This window comes from Rhodoferax sp. RT4P68 (assembly GCF_056521305.1).
The window spans coordinates 1-18,152 of sequence record NZ_JBWMBB010000020.1 but is presented as its reverse complement, the minus strand read 5'-3'; the positions used below and the strand labels follow the sequence as shown (position 1 = coordinate 18,152).

Annotated in this window: 14 protein-coding genes; 5 read left to right on the top strand and 9 right to left on the bottom strand. The window is 67.3% G+C overall.

The features are described from left to right. Window positions 1–6: 6 nt before the first annotated feature. The 7 genes from AC099J_RS29410 to scpA form a co-directional block, all read right to left on the bottom strand. Entirely contained in the window at window positions 7–2,055 is a 2,049-nt protein-coding gene (locus tag AC099J_RS29410; protein WP_479618869.1) for an acetyl-CoA carboxylase biotin carboxylase subunit, read from the bottom strand. Between the two features lie 113 nt (window positions 2,056–2,168). After that, window positions 2,169–2,492, bottom strand: coding sequence for a helix-turn-helix transcriptional regulator (locus AC099J_RS29405; RefSeq protein ID WP_479618868.1), 324 nt, complete (start codon window positions 2,490–2,492; stop codon window positions 2,169–2,171). Between the two features lie 75 nt (window positions 2,493–2,567). Next, window positions 2,568–4,100: an acyl-CoA carboxylase subunit beta gene (locus AC099J_RS29400; protein WP_479618867.1), complete on the bottom strand. Its 1,533-nt coding sequence runs from the start codon at window positions 4,098–4,100 to the stop codon at window positions 2,568–2,570. Window positions 4,101–4,128: 28 nt separating this feature from the next. After that, window positions 4,129–5,154: a methylmalonyl Co-A mutase-associated GTPase MeaB gene (gene meaB, locus AC099J_RS29395; RefSeq protein ID WP_479618935.1), complete on the bottom strand. Its 1,026-nt coding sequence runs from the start codon at window positions 5,152–5,154 to the stop codon at window positions 4,129–4,131. A 5-nt stretch (window positions 5,155–5,159) separates the two neighbouring features. After that, a complete protein-coding gene (locus AC099J_RS29390) occupies window positions 5,160–5,576 on the bottom strand; it encodes a type II toxin-antitoxin system VapC family toxin (protein ID WP_479618866.1) in 417 nt (138 codons plus the stop codon). Then, window positions 5,573–5,926: a hypothetical protein gene (locus tag AC099J_RS29385; RefSeq protein WP_479618865.1), complete on the bottom strand. Its 354-nt coding sequence runs from the start codon at window positions 5,924–5,926 to the stop codon at window positions 5,573–5,575. The genes AC099J_RS29390 and AC099J_RS29385 overlap by 4 nt, the downstream gene beginning before the upstream one ends. A 33-nt stretch (window positions 5,927–5,959) precedes the next feature. Beyond that, complete coding sequence (gene scpA, locus AC099J_RS29380; protein ID WP_479618864.1) at window positions 5,960–8,125, bottom strand: methylmalonyl-CoA mutase; 2,166 nt, start codon at window positions 8,123–8,125, stop codon at window positions 5,960–5,962. Between the two features lie 199 nt (window positions 8,126–8,324). Between scpA and AC099J_RS29375 the strand changes: the two genes are divergently transcribed. The 4 genes from AC099J_RS29375 (at window position 8,325) to AC099J_RS29360 (ending at window position 14,825) form a co-directional block, all read left to right on the top strand. After that, the gene (locus AC099J_RS29375; RefSeq protein ID WP_479618863.1) at window positions 8,325–8,960 is read left to right on the top strand and encodes a GntR family transcriptional regulator; all 636 of its coding nucleotides are present in this window, start codon (window positions 8,325–8,327) and stop codon (window positions 8,958–8,960) included. Between the two features lie 144 nt (window positions 8,961–9,104). Further along, window positions 9,105–10,382: a cache domain-containing protein gene (locus tag AC099J_RS29370; RefSeq protein WP_479618862.1), complete on the top strand. Its 1,278-nt coding sequence runs from the start codon at window positions 9,105–9,107 to the stop codon at window positions 10,380–10,382. A gap of 11 nt (window positions 10,383–10,393) precedes the next feature. After that, window positions 10,394–11,719: an IS1182 family transposase gene (locus AC099J_RS29365; protein WP_479618861.1), complete on the top strand. Its 1,326-nt coding sequence runs from the start codon at window positions 10,394–10,396 to the stop codon at window positions 11,717–11,719. A gap of 211 nt (window positions 11,720–11,930) precedes the next feature. Next, window positions 11,931–14,825 carry a response regulator gene (locus tag AC099J_RS29360; protein WP_479618860.1) on the top strand — a complete coding sequence of 965 codons (2,895 nt, stop codon included), beginning with the start codon at window positions 11,931–11,933 and terminating at the stop codon, window positions 14,823–14,825. Window positions 14,826–14,846: 21 nt separating this feature from the next. Here AC099J_RS29360 and AC099J_RS29355 read toward each other — a convergent pair whose 3' ends face one another. Continuing rightward, window positions 14,847–16,010 (bottom strand): ROK family protein, encoded by a 1,164-nt coding sequence (locus AC099J_RS29355; RefSeq protein ID WP_479618859.1) that lies wholly within the window; start codon window positions 16,008–16,010, stop codon window positions 14,847–14,849. A gap of 197 nt (window positions 16,011–16,207) precedes the next feature. On the opposite strand from AC099J_RS29355, the gene AC099J_RS29350 reads away from it, so the two are divergent. Next, the gene (locus AC099J_RS29350) at window positions 16,208–17,758 is read left to right on the top strand and encodes a glycine betaine ABC transporter substrate-binding protein (protein WP_479618858.1); all 1,551 of its coding nucleotides are present in this window, start codon (window positions 16,208–16,210) and stop codon (window positions 17,756–17,758) included. A gap of 66 nt (window positions 17,759–17,824) precedes the next feature. Here the strand turns inward: AC099J_RS29350 and AC099J_RS29345 are convergent. Beyond that, window positions 17,825–18,152: aldehyde dehydrogenase family protein (locus AC099J_RS29345; protein WP_479618857.1), on the bottom strand; the 328-nt coding region annotated here is incomplete at its 5' end.

Here is an 18,152-nt window from a genome sequence, read left to right as displayed (position 1 = left end):
CCGACCTCAGACGAATTCGACGATGGGCTGGTCCACCGTCAGGCTCTCGCCCTTGGCGGCCAGCACCTTGCCGACCACGCCGTCGGCCGCGGCGAACAGCACGTTTTCCATCTTCATGGCCTCGATGACGGCCACGCGTTCGCCGGCCTGCACCTTCTGGCCGACCTGCACCGCCACGTCGACCAGCAGGCCCGGCATGGGCGAGAGCACATAGCGGCTCATGTCCGGCGGCGCCTTGTAGGGCATCAGCGTGAACAGCTCGGCCGCGCGTGGCGACAGCACCAGGGCGTCGAGCTGCGTGCCGTTGTGCGACACGCGGATGGCCAGCGGGTTCTTCTGCGCGCCGCGCTCCACCTGCGCGCTGAAAGGCTCGCCATTGCTGGTGCCGGTCAGCCGCACTGCGCCCAGGCGCGCATCGCTGGACAGCTGGTACGTGCGCGCGCCGACCTGCACGGTGCTGGCGCGCGTTTCCTCATCGAAGCCGCTCACGCGCACAGGCGTGGACTGGTGGTGGCCATCGGCACCCAGCGCGACGACGACGAACTCTTCACCGACCTTGATGCCGTGTCCCGCCATCTGGCCCGTGATGCCACTGGCGCGGCCCCGGTAGCGGCGGTGCGCGAATGCCGCCAGCGCCACCAGAAAATCGCGATCGTCGTGCGGCACGTCTTCGGCATGGAAGCCCTTGGCGTACTGCTCGGCAATGAAGCCCGTGTTGAAGTCACCCGCCACGAACTTCGGGTGCGCCAGCAGCGCCGCCTGGAACGGAATGTTGCTGCTGATGCCGCGAATGATGAAACCGTTCAGCGCCTCGCGCATCTTGGCGATGGCTTCATTGCGGTCCCTCCCGTGCACGATGAGCTTGGCGATCATCGAGTCGTAGAACATGGGGATCTCTCCGCCGTCCTGCACGCCGGTGTCCACGCGCACGCCTTGCAGGTGCTCGGTGTCGGCGGCGAACATGGTCTCCTGCGGCGGCGCGAAGCGCACCAGCCGGCCGGTGGATGGCAGGAAGTTGCGGAACGGGTCTTCGGCATTGATGCGGCATTCGATGGCCCAGCCATCGCGCTTCACATCGGCCTGCGTGAGCGGCAGCTTCTCGCCGGCCGCCACGCGGATCATCAGCTCCACCAGGTCCACGCCGGTGATGCACTCGGTCACGGGGTGCTCCACCTGCAGCCGCGTGTTCATCTCCAGGAAATAAAAGTCCTGGTTCTTGCCGACCACGAACTCGACCGTGCCCGCGCTCTGGTACCGCACGGCCTTGGCCAGCGCCACAGCCTGTTCGCCCATGGCCTTGCGTGTGGCGTCACTGATGAAGGGCGACGGCGCCTCTTCGATGACCTTCTGGTGGCGGCGCTGGATCGAGCATTCACGCTCGTTCAGGTAGATCACGTTGCCGTGGCTGTCGCCCAGCACCTGGATCTCGATGTGGCGCGGCTGCTCGACGAACTTCTCGATGAAGATGCGGTCGTCGCCAAAGCTGTTGCGCGCCTCGTTCTGGCAGGCGGTGAAGCCGTCCAGCGCCTCCCTGTCGTTGAAGGCCACGCGCAGGCCCTTGCCACCGCCGCCCGCGCTGGCCTTGATCATGACCGGGTAGCCGATGTCCTTGGCGATCTGCACCGCGCGCTCGGCCGAGGCGATCGCGTCGTTCCAGCCCGGGATGGTGTTGACCTTGGCCTCGTTCGCCAGCTTCTTGGAGGCGATCTTGTCGCCCATGGCCGCGATCGAATAGTGCTTGGGGCCGATGAAGGTGATGCCTTCTTCCTCCACACGCTTGGAGAAGGCTTCGTTCTCGGACAGGAAGCCGTAGCCCGGGTGAACGGCCTCGGCGCCGGTCTGCTTGCACGCGGCGATGATCTTGTCGGCCAGCAGGTAGCTCTCACGCGACGGCGCAGCGCCGATGTGCACGGCCTCGTCGGCCAACTCCACGTGGCGGGCGTAGCGGTCGGCGTCGGAGTAGACGGCCACCGTCAGGATGCCCATCTTCTTGGCGGTCTTGATCACTCTGCAAGCGATCTCCCCACGGTTCGCGATCAGGATCTTCTTGAACATGCTTACCTCTTCTTGAAAGAATCAAAGTCCTTGCCAGACACGCAGACACGTGCCCGCAGGCTGCGCAGCGTGGACTGCCGGATGGGAACGTCGCGTGATGCCGGCCATCTGCGTCACCCGCCCGAGCGCTGCGCCTGGCGCGGCTTGCGCGCGCGCTGGCGAGTCGTCAGCTGCACGGCGGCCTCGGCCTCGGCGATGCTGCGCGCCGGCATTGCGAAGAGATGCTCCATCCCTTGCGTGGCATGCAGGGCCTGCGCGGCCTGCACCACCAACTGCAGACTGCCCTGCCCGCTGGCTTCCAACCGACGCACGGTGGACAGCGATACGCCGCTCATCTGCGCCAGTTCCTGTTGTGAAATATTGCGCGCCAGGCGCAGCGCACGGATGCGCTCGCCCAGCATGCGGCAGATCGCTTCGGGGGACTGAAGCTCCAGCAATCAATGGCTCCCAAAAGAACAATTAAACCTCTAAAACTGGTTTGATGGTTCAAGCAAGAACAATTGGGTTGGTGGTCACAGCGGGATGTTTCCGTGCTTGCGCCACGGGTTTTCCAGCTTCTTGTCGCGCAGCATTACCAGCGATCGGCAGATGCGCCGGCGCGTCTCGTGCGGCAGGATCACGTCGTCGATGAAGCCGCGCGCGCCAGCCACGAACGGGTTGGCAAAGCGGGCCTTGTACTCGGCCTCGCGCGCAGCCAGTTTGACGGGGTCGCTCTTGTCTTCGCGGAAGATGATCTCCACCGCACCTTTGGCGCCCATGACCGCGATCTCGGCATTGGGCCAGGCAAAGTTCACGTCGCCGCGCAGGTGCTTGGAGCTCATCACGTCGTAGGCGCCGCCGTAGGCCTTGCGCGTGATGACCGTGATCTTGGGCACCGTGCACTCGGCATATGCGTACAGCAGCTTGGCGCCGTGCTTGATGATGCCGCCGTACTCCTGGCTGGTGCCCGGCATGAAGCCCGGCACGTCGACGAAGGTGACCACCGGGATGTTGAACGCATCGCAAAAGCGCACGAAGCGTGCCGCCTTGATCGAGCTCTTGATGTCCAGGCAGCCGGCCAGCACCAGTGGCTGGTTGGCGACGATGCCGACCGTCTGGCCTTCCATGCGCGCAAAGCCCACCACGATGTTCTTGGCGTACTCGGGCTGGATCTCGAAGAAGTCGCCATCGTCCACCGTCTTGGTGATCAGCTCCTTCATGTCGTAGGGCTTGTTCGCGTTCTCGGGCACCAGCGTGTCCAGGCTCATGTCCTGGCGATCGGCCGGGTCGCCAGACATGCGCACGGGCGGCTTCTCGCGGTTGTTCAGCGGCAGGTAGTTGTAGAGCCGGCGCAGCATCATCAGCGCCTCGACATCGTTCTCGAACGCCAGGTCGGCCACACCGCTGCGCGTGGTGTGCGTGATGCCGCCGCCCAGCTCTTCGGCCGTGACTTCTTCGTGCGTCACGGTCTTCACGACCTCGGGGCCGGTGACGAACATGTAGCTCGAATCCTTCACCATGAAGATGAAGTCGGTCATGGCCGGCGAGTAAACGGCACCACCGGCGCAGGGGCCCATGATCATGCTGATCTGCGGCACCACGCCCGAGGCCATCACGTTGCGCTGGAACACGTCGGCATAGCCGCCCAGGGACGCCACGCCTTCCTGGATGCGAGCGCCGCCCGAATCGTTGAGCCCAATCACCGGTGCGCCGACCTTCATCGCCTGGTCCATCACCTTGCAGATCTTCTCGGCGTGGGCCTCGGACAGCGCGCCGCCGAAGACGGTGAAGTCCTGGCTGAACACGAACACCAGGCGCCCGTTGATCATGCCGTAGCCGGTGACCACGCCGTCGCCGGGGATCTTCTGCTCGGCCATGCCGAAGTCCACCGAGCGGTGCTCGACGAACATGTCCCACTCTTCAAAAGTGCCTTCGTCCAGCAATAGCTCGAGCCGCTCGCGCGCGGTCAGCTTGCCCTTCTTGTGCTGCGCGGCAATGCGCTTCTCGCCACCGCCCAGGCGGGCTTGGGCGCGCTTCTGTTCCAGTTGTTCCAGGATGTCCTGCATGTGCTTGCTCTCCAGTGCTCGGTGTTCTTCAGATGGGGGCGGTGTCTGCCGTCTGCGCGGCCAGCAGGGCGCGCGCGGCGGTGGATGCGGCGACGCGGCCTTCGGTGACGGCTGCCACCATCGCCGGCAGCTGCTCGCGCACGTGCGGGTGGCTGCGAAAGGCCTGCTTCAACCCGGTCTCGATGCGTTCCCACATCCAGGCCAGGGATTGCTTCTGGCGCCGCGTCTGCAGCCGGCCATTGGCCGTCTGCAAAGCGCGAAAGGTCTCGACCTTGTCCCAGAAGCGGTCCACGCCCTCGTTGCGCAAGGCGCTGAGCTGCATGGCCTTGGGGTGCCACAGCGTTTCGTCGTGCTGCGCATGGCCGGCGCTGCCGTGCATGCCCAGCAGCCGCAGCGACGAGATGATCTGCGCCTGTGCGCGCGTGGCGGCGTCGGGGTCGATGTCGGCCTTGTTGATGACGACCAGATCGGCGATCTCCATCACGCCCTTCTTGATGGCCTGCAGTTCGTCCCCGGCATTGGGCAGTTGCAGCAGCACGAACATGTCGGTCATGGCGGCGACCGCCGTTTCGCTCTGGCCGACGCCCACGGTCTCGACGATGACGATGTCGTAGCCTGCGGCTTCGCAGACCAGCATGGCCTCGCGCGTCTTCTCGGCCACGCCACCCAGAGTGCCCGACGATGGGCTGGGCCGGATGTAGGCGCGCTCGTGCACCGACAAGTGCTCCATGCGCGTCTTGTCGCCCAGGATGGAGCCACCCGAGACGGTGGAGGATGGGTCGATGGTCAGCACGGCCACGCGGTGGCCCCGGCCGATCAGGTACAGGCCCAGCGCCTCGATGAAGGTGCTCTTGCCCACGCCGGGCACGCCGGAGACGCCGAGGCGGAACGCGCGGCCCGTGTGCGGCAGCAAGGTGGTGAGCAGCGCGTCGGCTTGCGCACGATGGTCGGTGCGCGTCGACTCCAGTAGCGTGATGGCCTTGGCGATGGCGCGGCGCTGCACGCTACCGGTGCCGTGCAGCAGGGCCTCAGCCCAGGGAATGGCGACGGGCATGCGGCTCACAGGATCTCGAAGGCGCGCCCGTCGGGCAGGCGGTAGCGCGAGAAGTCGCGGACGTCGACAGTCAAGATCGTGGTCACGCCGCTTTCATGCGCAAGCCAAAAGAGCGACGCATCGGCCAAGTCCATCCGTGTGCGTGGCGTCTCGGTATAGCGCAGCATCCACCCCACCATGTCCAAGACGGCGGGCGCATCGAAAGGAAACACCTGCGCGCCACCCAAGCCCACCCACTTGAGCATTTCCAGCCGCTCCACGTCGCCCAGCATGTGACTGGCCTCGACCACGCAGGGCCAGGTCGTGTACAGGTTCAGCGGTCGGCTCGCATCACCCAGCAGCGTCCGGTAGTGCGGGTGAAAAGGATCACCCTCGTCGAACAGGGCGATCAAGGGACCGGCATCCAGCAACACCGGCGTCATGGGATGGGTGGCTCCTGACCCGCCGCCTTGGCCGCCAAATAGGCTGCGTAGTCTTCCTGGTGCGCCGCGTATTGCGCGCGCAACTTCGCGCGCAACCTCCCGCGCATTGGATCGCCGCCATTGGCATCAGACGCTTCTTCGGCGCCGACAGCGGTGGTTCGTGCGGCCTGCTCCACCCGGTAGGGCGCAAACTCTTCCTTGACCTGGTGCAGCAATGCCAACGGATCCTTGCGCCCCAGCGCACGCTCGACCGCATCGATGATGAACTGCGACTTGGTGATTCCCTTGCGCTTGGCGGCAAGCTCCAGTTCCTTCTCCATCAAGGGGTCCATCCGAACAGAAACGGCCATGGTCAGCTCCTGGTGAAATACGGTATTACCGAATTACACCACGCCCGCCGTCGCCTTGCGAATCTGTTCCAGCACATCCTTCGCGCTGGCCGGAATCGGCGTCCCCGGGCCATAGATGCCCTTCACGCCCGCCTCGTACAGCATCTCGTAATCCTGCCGCGGGATCACGCCGCCCACGAACACGATGATGTCGTCCGCGCCCTGCTTCTTCAGCTCTTCGATGATGGCGGGCACCAGCGTCTTATGGCCTGCCGCCAGCGTGGAGACGCCCACCGCATGCACGTCGTTCTCGATGGCCTGGCGCGCGCATTCCTCGGGCGTCTGAAACAGCGGCCCCATGTCGACGTCGAAGCCCAGGTCGGCGAAAGCCGTTGCCACCACCTTGGCTCCACGGTCGTGCCCGTCCTGCCCCAGCTTGGAGATCATCACGCGCGGGCGGCGGCCCTGCGCTTCGGCGAAGTCGTCGATCTCTTTTTTAAGCGCATCCCAGCCTTCGGCCGAGTCGTAGGCTGCGGCGTACACACCGGTCACTTTCTGCGTGTCGGCGCGGTGGCGGCCGAAGATTTTCTCCAGCGCGTCGCTGATCTCGCCGACCGTGGCGCGGGCGCGCACCGCGTCGATCGACAGCGCCAACAGGTTGCCCGTGTTGCTCTCGGCCGCAGCCGTCAACGCATCCAGCGTGAGCTGCACCTGGGCCGCATCGCGCTTCTCGCGGATGCTCTTCAGCCGCGCGATCTGGCCGTCGCGCACCTTCACGTTGTCAATCGACAAGCTGTCGATGGCGTCCTCGGTCTTGAGCTTGTACTTGTTGACGCCCACGATCACGTCCTTGCCCGAATCGATGCGCGCCTGTTTGTCGGCCGCCGCGGCCTCGATCTTGAGCTTGGCCCAGCCCGAGTCCACGGCGCGCGTCATGCCGCCCATGGCTTCGACTTCTTCGATGATTTCCCAGGCCTTGTCGGCCATGTCCTGGGTCAGCTTTTCCATCATGTAGCTGCCGGCCCAGGGGTCGATCACGCTGGTGATGTGGGTCTCTTCCTGGATGATGAGCTGCGTGTTGCGCGCGATGCGCGAGCTGAACTCGGTGGGCAGCGCGATGGCTTCGTCCAGCGCGTTGGTGTGCAGGCTCTGCGTGCCGCCGAACACGGCCGCCATGGCTTCGATGGTGGTGCGCACCACGTTGTTGTACGGGTCCTGCTCCGTCAGGCTCCAGCCAGAGGTCTGGCAGTGCGTGCGCAGCATCAGGCTCTTGGGGTTCCTGGGCTCGAACTCTTTCATGATGCGGCACCACAGCAGGCGCGCCGCACGCATCTTGGCCACTTCGAGATAGAAGTTCATGCCGATGGCCCAGAAGAAGCTCAAACGGCCGGCAAAGTCGTCCACGTTCAGGCCCTTGGCCAGCGCGGTCTTCACGTATTCCTTGCCGTCGGCAAGCGTGAAGGCGAGTTCCAGCGCCTGGTTCGCACCGGCCTCCTGCATGTGGTAACCCGATATCGAGATCGAGTTGAACTTCGGCATGTGCTGCGAGGTGTACGCAATGATGTCGCCGATGATCCGCATGCTCGGCTCGGGCGGGAAGATGTAGGTGTTGCGGACCATGAACTCCTTCAGGATGTCGTTCTGGATGGTTCCGCTCAATTGGTCCTGGCTCACGCCCTGCTCTTCCGCCGCCACCACGTAGCCCGCCAGCACGGGCAGCACGGCGCCGTTCATGGTCATGGAGACGCTGACCTTGTCCAGCGGGATCTGGTCGAACAGGATCTTCATGTCCTCCACCGAGTCGATCGCCACGCCGGCCTTGCCCACATCGCCCGTGACACGCGGGTGGTCGCTGTCGTAGCCCCGGTGCGTGGCCAGGTCGAACGCCACGCTCACGCCCTGCCCGCCGGCGGCCAGCGCCTTGCGGTAGAACGCGTTGGATTCCTCCGCCGTGGAGAAGCCCGCGTATTGCCGAATCGTCCAGGGCCGCACCGCGTACATCGTGGCCTGCGGGCCGCGGATGTAGGGCTCGAACCCGGGCAAGGTGTCGGTGTACTGCAGGCCTTTCAGGTCGGCAGCGGTGTAGAGCGGTTTGACGGCGATGCCGTCGGGTGTCAGCCAGTTCAACGCGGCGACATCGCCACCAGGGGCCGACTTGGCAGCAGCACGGCCCCAGGCTTCCAGGGAAGCGGGGGCGAACGAGGGCGATTCAGAAGGCATGGACGTCAACCGTTTAGAGATCAAGGGCGGCACAGAGGTGGCAGGCGGGAGCCACCGGAAGAAGACGCCGAGATGCTAGGCAGCCGTCGTCGACCGAGGCGTCACCGGATGGACACACAGCGCAAAGATTATATGATTCATAATTATTGATGCAAAGTTTTTTCGTTCGACATCTTCCCATCCGATCCGGCACGACTGCATGAACGTTGTCACCCTGACCCCGCGCGCGCTCTACGAAGACGTGGCCGAGGCGCTGCGTCAGCGCATCTGCAGCGGCGAACTGGCCGCTGGCAGCTGGATCGACGAGTTGCGCCTGGCCGAGCAATACGGCATCAGCCGCACGCCTTTGCGCGAGGCCTTGAAGGTGCTGGCCGCCGAGGGCCTGGTCACCATGAAGGTGCGGCGCGGCGCCTACGTGACCGAGGTGTCAGAAGCCGACCTCAACGAGGTCTACCACCTGCTGGGCCTGCTGGAGGCTGACGCCGCGGCCGATGCCGCGCGCAACGCTACACCAGAACAACTGGCCGAACTGCGCGCCCTGCACGCCGAGCTCGAAGCTGCCCAGGACAGCGGCGACGCCTTTTTCGCGGTCAACGTGCGCTTTCACGCGCGGCTGCTGGCGATTTCGAACAACCGCCGCCGCGACCAGATGGTGGCAGACCTGCGCAAGCTGATGCAGCTGGTGCGCATCACCTCGCTGCACAAGAGCGGCCGCATTGCGGCCTCGTTGCATGAGCACCGGCTGATCATGGACGCCTTGCAGCGCCGCGACCCCGAAGCGGCCCGCGCCCACATGCACGATCACTTTCGCCACGGTCGCGACGCGGCGAGGTAGCGCGGCCGCACGTCACGCACGGCTGCGGACCAGCCGCATCGGGCCGCGCCGCTGGTTCCCGACACACGGCAGTGCGCGCAGCCCCGCCGCACATCGCGGGCATCGTGCGCATCGTGCGCATCGCCACACCATGCAGAATAAGGGATGCCCATCGTGCCCGGCACCCCGCCAGATACCGCTCCCCTTGATGCCGGCCAACGCGGCCTGCGGCGTTTGCGGATCTGGACGGTGGTCGCCGTGCTGCTGTGGCTCGCGGCGGCCGCGCTGGTGGGCACGCTCGCGTCGCAAAGGCTGGTCTCCGACCATGTCGAGAGCACGGCCACCGTTGCCGCGCGAGACGCCGCTGCAACCGCCCGGGTCATCAACCGCATGTTCGTCGAGCTCGCCAGCCTGGCCAGCATGGTGGCGAACCAGGCGGATGTCATCGAGATCGCGCGGCAGGCCGTGGACGACACTGCTCTCGACGCGGCCCAGACGCCCGCCGAGCGCGCCGCCGTCCTGTCCAGCCGGCCGCTCGTCACCAGCGCCGGGGAGCGGCTGCAGCGCTTGACGCGCGACCTGGGTTACAGCCAGGTCTTCCTGGTCAGCCGCTCGGGCACCGTGGTCGCCAGCAGCGACGCGCCGAACGCGCCGCAAAGCCTGCTCGGTGCCAGCTACGGTGACCGCGAGTACTTCTACGAGGTGCTGGTCGGCGGCGAGAGCCGGCGCTTCTACGTCGGACGGGAGGGCGACAAGCCCGGCGTGCACGCCTCTGCGCGTGTCGAGGGGGCAGACGGGGCCACCGGTGCGGTGGTGATCCGCCACGACACGGCCGCAGTCAACCAACTGCTGTCGGGCCCGCGCACGGCGTTCATCGTCGACGACCGCGGCCTGGTGCTGGCCTCGTCCGAGGCGCGGCTCATGCAGCTGCGTGCCGATGTTCTCAGCCAGCCAGCTGCCGGCGCGCCGACGGCGCCGCCCAACCCGGCTGGCCCGCAGCTCGCCGCCCGGCAACCCGCGCAGGCGCTGCACGCGAACCACTGGATCATCGACGAACAGCCTCACCTCGTGCAGCGCGAGCCGCTGCAAGTGGGCAACTACCAGCTCATCGCGCTGGCACCCCTGGACGGCGTGGCCGGCATGCGCAGCCTGCACGCGGTGGTCACCAGCGTCGTCGCCCTGCTCGGCTTGCTGCTGATCCTGCTGGTCAGCCGCGCGCTCTCGCAAATGGTGCACCACCGCCAGCAAGCGCTGCGCATCGGCGAGGAGCACACGGCCTTTCTGCAGTCGGTCATCGATGCCGTGCCGATGCCCCTTTTCTACAAGGACCGGCAGGCGCGCTTTCTCGGCATCAACACAGCGTTCGCGCAGGTATTCGGTCTGCGACCCGAGCAGGTGCTAGGAGTCTGCGCGGCAGAGCGTGACGCCGGAGGGCGGGCTTGATAAATTCAGGCATGCCCGCCAGCTACCTCCCCTACGAGCCCCAACAACAACGCCTGCTGCCCGACGCACTGCAAGACTGGTTGCCCGAGGGGCACCTGGCGTACTTCATCAGCGACAGCGTAGACAGCCTGGACCTGCGCGCATTTCACGCCCGGTATGCCAAGGGCGGCCCGCGCAACCAACCCTTCCACCCGGCCATGATGGTCAAGGTGCTGATCTATGGCTACGCCACGGGCACCTTCAGTTCGCGCAAGCTGGCCACCAAGCTGCACGAAGACGTGGCCCTGCGCGTGCTGGCCGCGGAGAACTATCCCGCGCATCGCACGCTGTCGGACTTCCGTGCGCTGCACCTGCAGGAGTTGGCGGACTTGTTCGTGCAGGTGGTGCGCCTGGCGCGTGAATGCGGCCTGGTCAAGCTGGGCACGGTGGCCGTCGATGGCACCAAGCTCAAGGCCAACGCCAGCCGCCACAAGGCCATGAGCTACGAGCGCATGGTCAAGGCCGAGGCCGAACTGAAGGAGCAGATCGACGGATTGCTCAACCGCGCCAAGGCTGCCGACGACCTGGAGAAGAACGAGCCCGAGCTGGACATCCCCGGCGAGATCAAGCGCAGAGAAGACCGGCTGGCGGCGATCACGGCTGCCAAGCTGCGGCTGGAGCAGCGCCAGCAAGAGGCCGACGTGGCTGGCGGGCGCAGCAAGGACGACGAACGCAAGCCGCGCGACAAGAACGGCAAGCCCAAAGGGGGGCGCTACAAGCGCGACTTCGGCATTCCCAAGGACAGCGCCCAGGAGAGCTTCACCGACACGCACAGCCGGATCATGAAGCGCGCCGGCGGAGGCTTTGACTACGGCTACAACGCCCATACCGCAGTGGACGAGACGGCGCAGATCGTGGTGGCGGCCGAGCTGAGCAACAACGCATCGGACAGTGACCGTCTGCCGGTGCTGCTGGTGGCGGTGAAAGCGAACCTTGGCGAAGACGCACGGCAGGTGTTGGCCGATGCGGGCTTCCGTTCGGAGGCGGTGTTCGAGCAACTCAAGGACAGCCCGAGTGAGCTGATCGTGGCGCTGGGGCGCGAAGGCAAGCAGGAGCTGCAGATCGACGCCAAGCAGTACCCGCACACGGCACAGATGGATGCCAAGCTGAAAACTCCTGAGGGCCAGGCGGCCTACCGCAAGAGGAAGTGGATCGTGGAGGCGCCCAACGGGTGGATCAAGAACGTGCTGGGGTTCAGGCAGTTCAGCCTGCGTGGGCTGGAGAAGGTCCAGGCCGAGTTCAAGCTCGTGTGCCTGGCGCTGAACCTGCGGCGCATGAGTGGCTTGAGGGCCAGATGAGGCCAAGGGGGGGCACGCATCGGCCCCCATGGGAGCCCCTATGCGCTGTTTGATGCCTCAAAGGACTGCTCCAACGAGACGCTGACGTTTTGGCGCTGCCGCAACTCGGCCAAGAACTGGGCACCGCGCCCAGATCCCGGGTCAAAAGCTTCTGCCGCGCATACTCCTAGGGCGCAGTGCGCCAGAAGTCAGCGCCGCCGACGCGCCGTTGATGGACCACCTGCAGGACGAGCAGCTCGCCCTGCTCGACAGTGGCGGCACCTTCACGCGCGAGCAGCCCCTGCGGTTCGCCGACGGGAAGATGCACACCACGCTGTACTCGGCCAGTGCGGTCAAGCGGCGCGACGGCCAGGTTGCCGGCCTGGTCGGCGTGACCGTGGACGTCAGCACCCTCAAGCACACGCAAGAGGCGCTGCGGCACGCCAGCGAGCGCTTGCAGGTGGCGCAGGATGCCGGTGGCATTGGCCTCTTCGACCTGGACTTCGAGACCGGCGTGCACTACTGGACACCGCAACTGGAGCGCATCTACGGCGTCGAGCCCGGCACCCAGATCAAGCAGTTTTCCGAGTGGAACGCGCTGCTGCACCCGGACGACCGCGAGCGCGCCGCCACCGCCTTTCTGCAGGCGCTGAGCGACCCCACGGTCGACACGCACCGCGATGAGTTCCGCATCGTGTTGCCCGATGGCAACCTGCGTGTGGCGCAGACAGTGGGGCGCATCCGGCGCAGTGCCGACGGCCGCGCCGCGCACGTGACCGGCGTGCACGTGGACATCACGGCGCTGGTGCGCGCGCGCGACGAAGCCGACGCCGCCAACCAGGCCAAAAGCGATTTCCTGGCCAACATGAGCCATGAGATCCGCACGCCGATGAACGCCATCATCGGCATGTCGCACCTGGCGCTGCGCACCGATCTGAGCCCGCGCCAGCGCGATTACGTGCAGAAGATCCAGCAGTCGGGCCAGCACCTGCTGGGCATCCTCAACGACATCCTGGACTTCTCCAAGGTCGAGGCCGGCAAGCTGGACATCGAGCACACGCCGTTCGAACTGGACGCCATGATGGCCACCGTCTCCGACGTCATCGCCGACAAGGCCACGGCGTCCAACCTCGAGCTGGTGTTCGACGTGGCGGCCGATGTGCCCCAGCAGCTGATCGGCGACCCGATGCGGCTGGGGCAGATCCTGATCAACTACGTCGGCAACGCCATCAAGTTCACGGCCCAGGGCGAGATCGGCATCAAAGTGCGGGTGATAGGCTTCCATTCACCTGCCGACGACGCGCCGCATCCGGGGCCGCGGGTGCTGCTGCACTTCGAAGTGCGCGACACCGGCATCGGCATGAGCGAGGAGCAGGTGAGCCGGCTATTCCGCAGTTTCGAGCAGGCCGACAGCTCCATCACGCGGCAATACGGCGGCACCGGCCTGGGCCTGGCCATCAGCAAGCAGCTGGCCGAACTGATGGGTGGTGAGGTGGGTGTGCACAGCGTGCCCGGCCAGGGCTCGACCTTCTGGTTCACCGCGCTGCTCGGGCTGGGCGAGCGCCGGGCGCGGGTGCCGCCGCCGATGGTCGACCTGCGGGGACGCAGCGCGCTGGTGGCCGACGACAACGAACACGCCGCCCAGGTGCTGACCGAGATGCTGCAGGCGATGTCGCTGACCGTGCAGTCCGTGCCGTCCGGCCGCGCGGCCATCCTTGCCACGCGCGATGCGGCGGCCGACGGCCGGCCCTTCGATTTCGTCATGCTGGACTGGCGCATGCCCGGCATGGATGGACTGCAGGCCGCTGCCGGCATCCGCGCGCTGGGGCTGGAGCGCCCGCCCACCATGGTGATCGTCACCGCATACGGCCGTGAAGAAGTGATCCGCGGCGCGCACGAGGCCGGCATCGACCACCTGGTGCTCAAGCCGGTGAGCGCCTCGGTGCTGTTCGACACCATGATGCGGGCCGGCCAGATCGCCCTGGCCGAACCTGCGCCCCCCACCCCGCCACCCGCCAAGGAGCGCCGGCGCAGCGCTGCACTGGACGCCTTGCGCGGCCTGCGCGGCGCCCACGTGCTGCTGGTGGAAGACAACGACCTGAACCAGCAGGTGGCCGCCGAGCTGCTGCAGGGCGCCGGCTTCGACGTCGACCTGGCAGACAACGGCCAGGTCGCGCTGGACCTGGTGCTCTCGCACAGCCAACGCACGCCGGCCTACGACGTGGTGCTGATGGACATGCAGATGCCGGTGATGGATGGCGTCACGGCCGCGCGCGCGCTGCGCACCGACCCTCGGCATGACGCCATGCCGATCCTGGCGATGACCGCCAACGCCATGCCGGCCGACCGCGAACGCTGCGTGCAGGCAGGCATGCAGGATTTCGTCACCAAGCCGATCGAGCCCGATGCGCTGTGGCAAGCCCTGGGGCGCTGGGTCAAGCCACGGGCCGACATGGCCGAACCGGTTCGGGCGGTCGAAGCACCACAACCCGAACCGGCTGCCGTAGCCTTGCAACCCATCGAGGGGCTGGACATGGCCGCCGGCCTGCGGCGCACCTTGAACCGGCCAGCGCTCTACACCGCGTTGTTAACCAAGTTCGTGGCCGGCCAGCACGATGCACCCGAACGTGTGGAGCAGGCCCTGCTGGCTGGCGACGCCGCCACCGCCGAGCGGGTGGCGCACACACTCAAGGGCGTTGCGGGCAGCATCGGCGCCACGGCCTTGCAGCAATCTGCCGACCAACTGGAACAAGCCTTGCGCGAGCGCCTGGCATTGCCGGCCGTGGCGACGCGGCTTGCGGAGACGCGCGTCCGCCTTGAAGCCATCGTCCACGCGCTGCGGCAGCAGCTGCCTGCCCCAGGCGCGGGCGCCGCAGGCCCCGGCAGCGCAGGGGCAGCCGACGCAGCGCAGCCGCTCGATCCGGCGGTGCTGCAGCAACTGACGCGCATGCTGCAGGACGACGATGCCGAGGCCGCCGAACTGCTGACCGCCCATCGGCCTGCGTTGCAGGCGGCCTTTGGCGAGAGCTTCGGCGCGTTCGACGCCGCCATCGGCAACTACGATTTCGACACCGCACTGCAGATGCTGCGGCAGGCCACGGCGCCAGCGGGCGCGGCCGGGCCCTGAGGCGCTGCGCCAGGCCTCTCGTCAACCGTTCGACGGCGGGCGCGCAGGCCGGTTGATGTAGCTGGCGTTGCCCAGGCCGGTGCCGATGGTCAGCACGGCCCAGCGCTTCACATCGCGCATGAACGGCAGCTCGGACAGGCCCTGCACCACCGCGTCGTTGTGCACCATGACCTGGGTCGCCTCGCGGCCGATCACCGGCAGCTGCTCGCGCAGCGCCGTTGGCAGGTGGAAGGTGTCGGCCGCCCAGTTGCCAGGCAGGTTCTGCGCGCCGCGCGCGATCGTGCCGTCCTCGCGGATCAGGCCCGGGCAGGCGATGCCGATGAAGGGCGCCAGGCGGATCTTCCTGCGCTCGGCCCAGGCGATGGCCTCGCTCAGCATGGAGACCAGGCCGGCGACCAGCGCCGTGCGACTGGGCTCGTCATCGGCATGGCGCCACTTGGTGCGGCGCACCACGCGGGCGCGCGACAGGTCGGGCGCCTTGTCCGCGCGAAATTCGACGATGCCGCAGCGCACGTTGGTACCACCGATGTCCAGCGCCAGCAGTGCGTCCGCATGCTCGACGAAGTGCGGCGGCGCCAGGTGCACCCAGCCGATGAGCCCACCGTCATCCACCTCGTGGCGCAGGCGCGCCAGCTCGACCGGGATTTCGGCCACATGGCACAGCGCCGCCGTCTGCAGGATGGCGCACTCGCCCACGTCGCTCTCGGGAAAGCCACCGCCGATGACGATGCGCTGCACACCGTCCCAGGCCTTCTGTCGCATGAAGCGCTGGATAACTTCGACCAGCCCGATGGCGAACTCCTCCATGGTCGAGCGCACCAGGTCGCCCGCTTCGGGTGTCGACTTGCCGCGCAGCGCCTGGTCGAGCACCTTCTTGCTGAGCTGACGGGAAGGCACATCGCCCAGCGGATCGGCCAGGCCCTCGTCGCGGTAGTGCTTGCGCCAGTCGTCCAGCAGGCGCCGAAAGGCCGTCTGGCTGGCGCGGTCACCGACGAAGCCGTCCTCGTCGCTGACCTCCAGGTTGTAGCCGGCGATGTGCACATCCGCCAGCTCCAGGACACCGTGGTGAGCCCCCACCACGCTGGGCGCGTGGCGTGTCTTGGGCTTGCGTTTCGCTGCCGGCGTGGCGCCCTTCTTGTCGTCCCCTCGCTTGTTGCTCTTGTGGCCTGCGGATGTCTTGGTCATGGATGCGGCGTTCCTGTTGGTGCACGGCCGCGTCGCGCGGGCTGGCATGGCGCCATCGTCCCCCCGCATCGGCCGCGCGTGTGCAAGGCCGCAGGCGCGCCCGGCATCTGTGCACCGCGCATTTGCGTGTAGGACGGTGCCGTATGCGGGCCGGGGCGCACGCGCTCGCGCAGAACGCCCGCCCTACACTGCCGCCGATGCGACCCCACCCCTGCACCCCATTCGGCCGCCTGCTGTGGGCTGCGCTCGCCTGCTGCTGCCTGTGGATCGGCCAAGCGGCCGCCGCCGACGAAGGCGCGCTGCGTGTCGGCTCCAAGCGCTTCACCGAGTCCTACATCCTCGCGGAAATCCTGGCGCAAACGGCTGCGCCGCAACTGCAGAGCGCGCCCACCGTGCGCCAGGGCCTGGGCAACACGGCCATCGTCTACGAGGCGCTGCGCTCGGGCGCCATCGACCTGTACGCCGAATACACCGGCACCATCGCGCTGGAGATCCTGCGCAGCCCCAAGCCGCTGACACTGCCGGAGATGAACACGCAGCTGGCGCCACTGGGCCTGGCCGCCGCCATACCGCTGGGCTTCAACGATGGCTATGCCTTCGCCATGCGCGCGGCCGACGCCGACCGCCTGGGCGTGCGCACCCTGAGCGACCTGGCGCGCCACCCTGCGCTCAAGCTCGGCCTGTCCAACGAGTTCATCGGCCGTGCCGACGGCTGGCGCGGTGCCGCGGCCCACTACGGCCTGCCGCAGCAGCCGACCGGGCTGGACCACGGCCTGGCCTATGACGCCATCACGGCCAGGCAGATCGACGTGATCGACATCTACACGACGGACGCCAAGATCGACCACCTGGGCCTGCGCGTGTTGCTGGACGACAAGGCCTACTTTCCGCGCTATGACGCCATCGTGCTGCACCGCGCCGATCTGCCGCAGCGCCTGCCGCAGGCCTGGGCCGCGCTGCGAAAGCTCGAAGGCCGCATCGACGAGCGCGCCATGATCGCGATGAATGCGCGCGCCGAGCTGCAGAGCCAGCCCTTCGACCGCATCGCGCGCGACTTCCTGGCTGGCGGCGCCAACGCGCCGGATGCTGGCGCCGGCTTCCTGGCCCGCTTGCTGGGCGACGACCTGTGGCGCCTGGCGCGCCAGCACCTGCTGCTGGTGGTGGCCTCGGTCTGCATCGCCACGCTGATCGGCGTGCCACTGGCCATCGCGGTGTTCCCGCACCTGCGGCTGCGCGCGCTGGTGCTGGGCGCGGCCGGCCTGCTGCAGACCGTGCCCTCGCTGGCGCTGCTGGCGGTGCTGATCTCGGCGCTAGGCGCCATCGGCACGCTGCCGGCGCTGATCGCGCTGACGCTGTATGCGCTACTGCCCATCATGCGCAACGCCGTCACGGGCCTGGCCGATGTATCGGACGGCTTGAAGCAGGCCGGCACGGCGCTGGGCATGACGCCCGGGCAGAACCTGCAGCTGGTGCAACTGCCGCTGGCCCTGCCGACCTTGATCGCCGGCGTGCGCACGGCCACGACGATTGCGATTGGCACCGCGACCATCGCGGCTTTCATCGGTGCTGGCGGCTTCGGCGAGCGCATCGTCACCGGCTTGGCGCTGAACGACAAGCAGCTGCTGCTGGCCGGCGCCGTGCCGGCTGCGGGGCTCGCGCTGCTCAGCGAGGCAGTGTTCGAGCTGTTGGAATACGCGCTGCGCCGGCGCCGCCGTGTGGCACCACCCCGGTCCGCCACGCGCACCTGAGCGTATGCACCAACGCAAAACGGCGCGGCCGCCGAAGCAGCCGCGCCGTGCATGGCCGATCCCTGCTCAGGCCAGCGTGTAAGCCGTCTTCACCGTCGTGAAGAACTCCTGCGCGTACTTGCCCTGCTCGCGCGGGCCGTAGCTTGACCCCTTGCGCCCGCCGAACGGCACGTGGTAGTCCACCCCCGCCGTCGGCAGGTTCACCATCACCATGCCGGCCTGGCTATGGCGCTTGAAGTGCGTGGCGTGCTTCAGGCTGGTGGTGGCGATGCCGGCGGACAGGCCGAACTCGGTGTCGTTGGCCGTGGCCAGCGCTTCTTCGTAGTCCTTCACGCGGATCACGCTGGCCACCGGGCCGAAGATTTCTTCGCGGTTGATGCGCATGTCCTTGCCG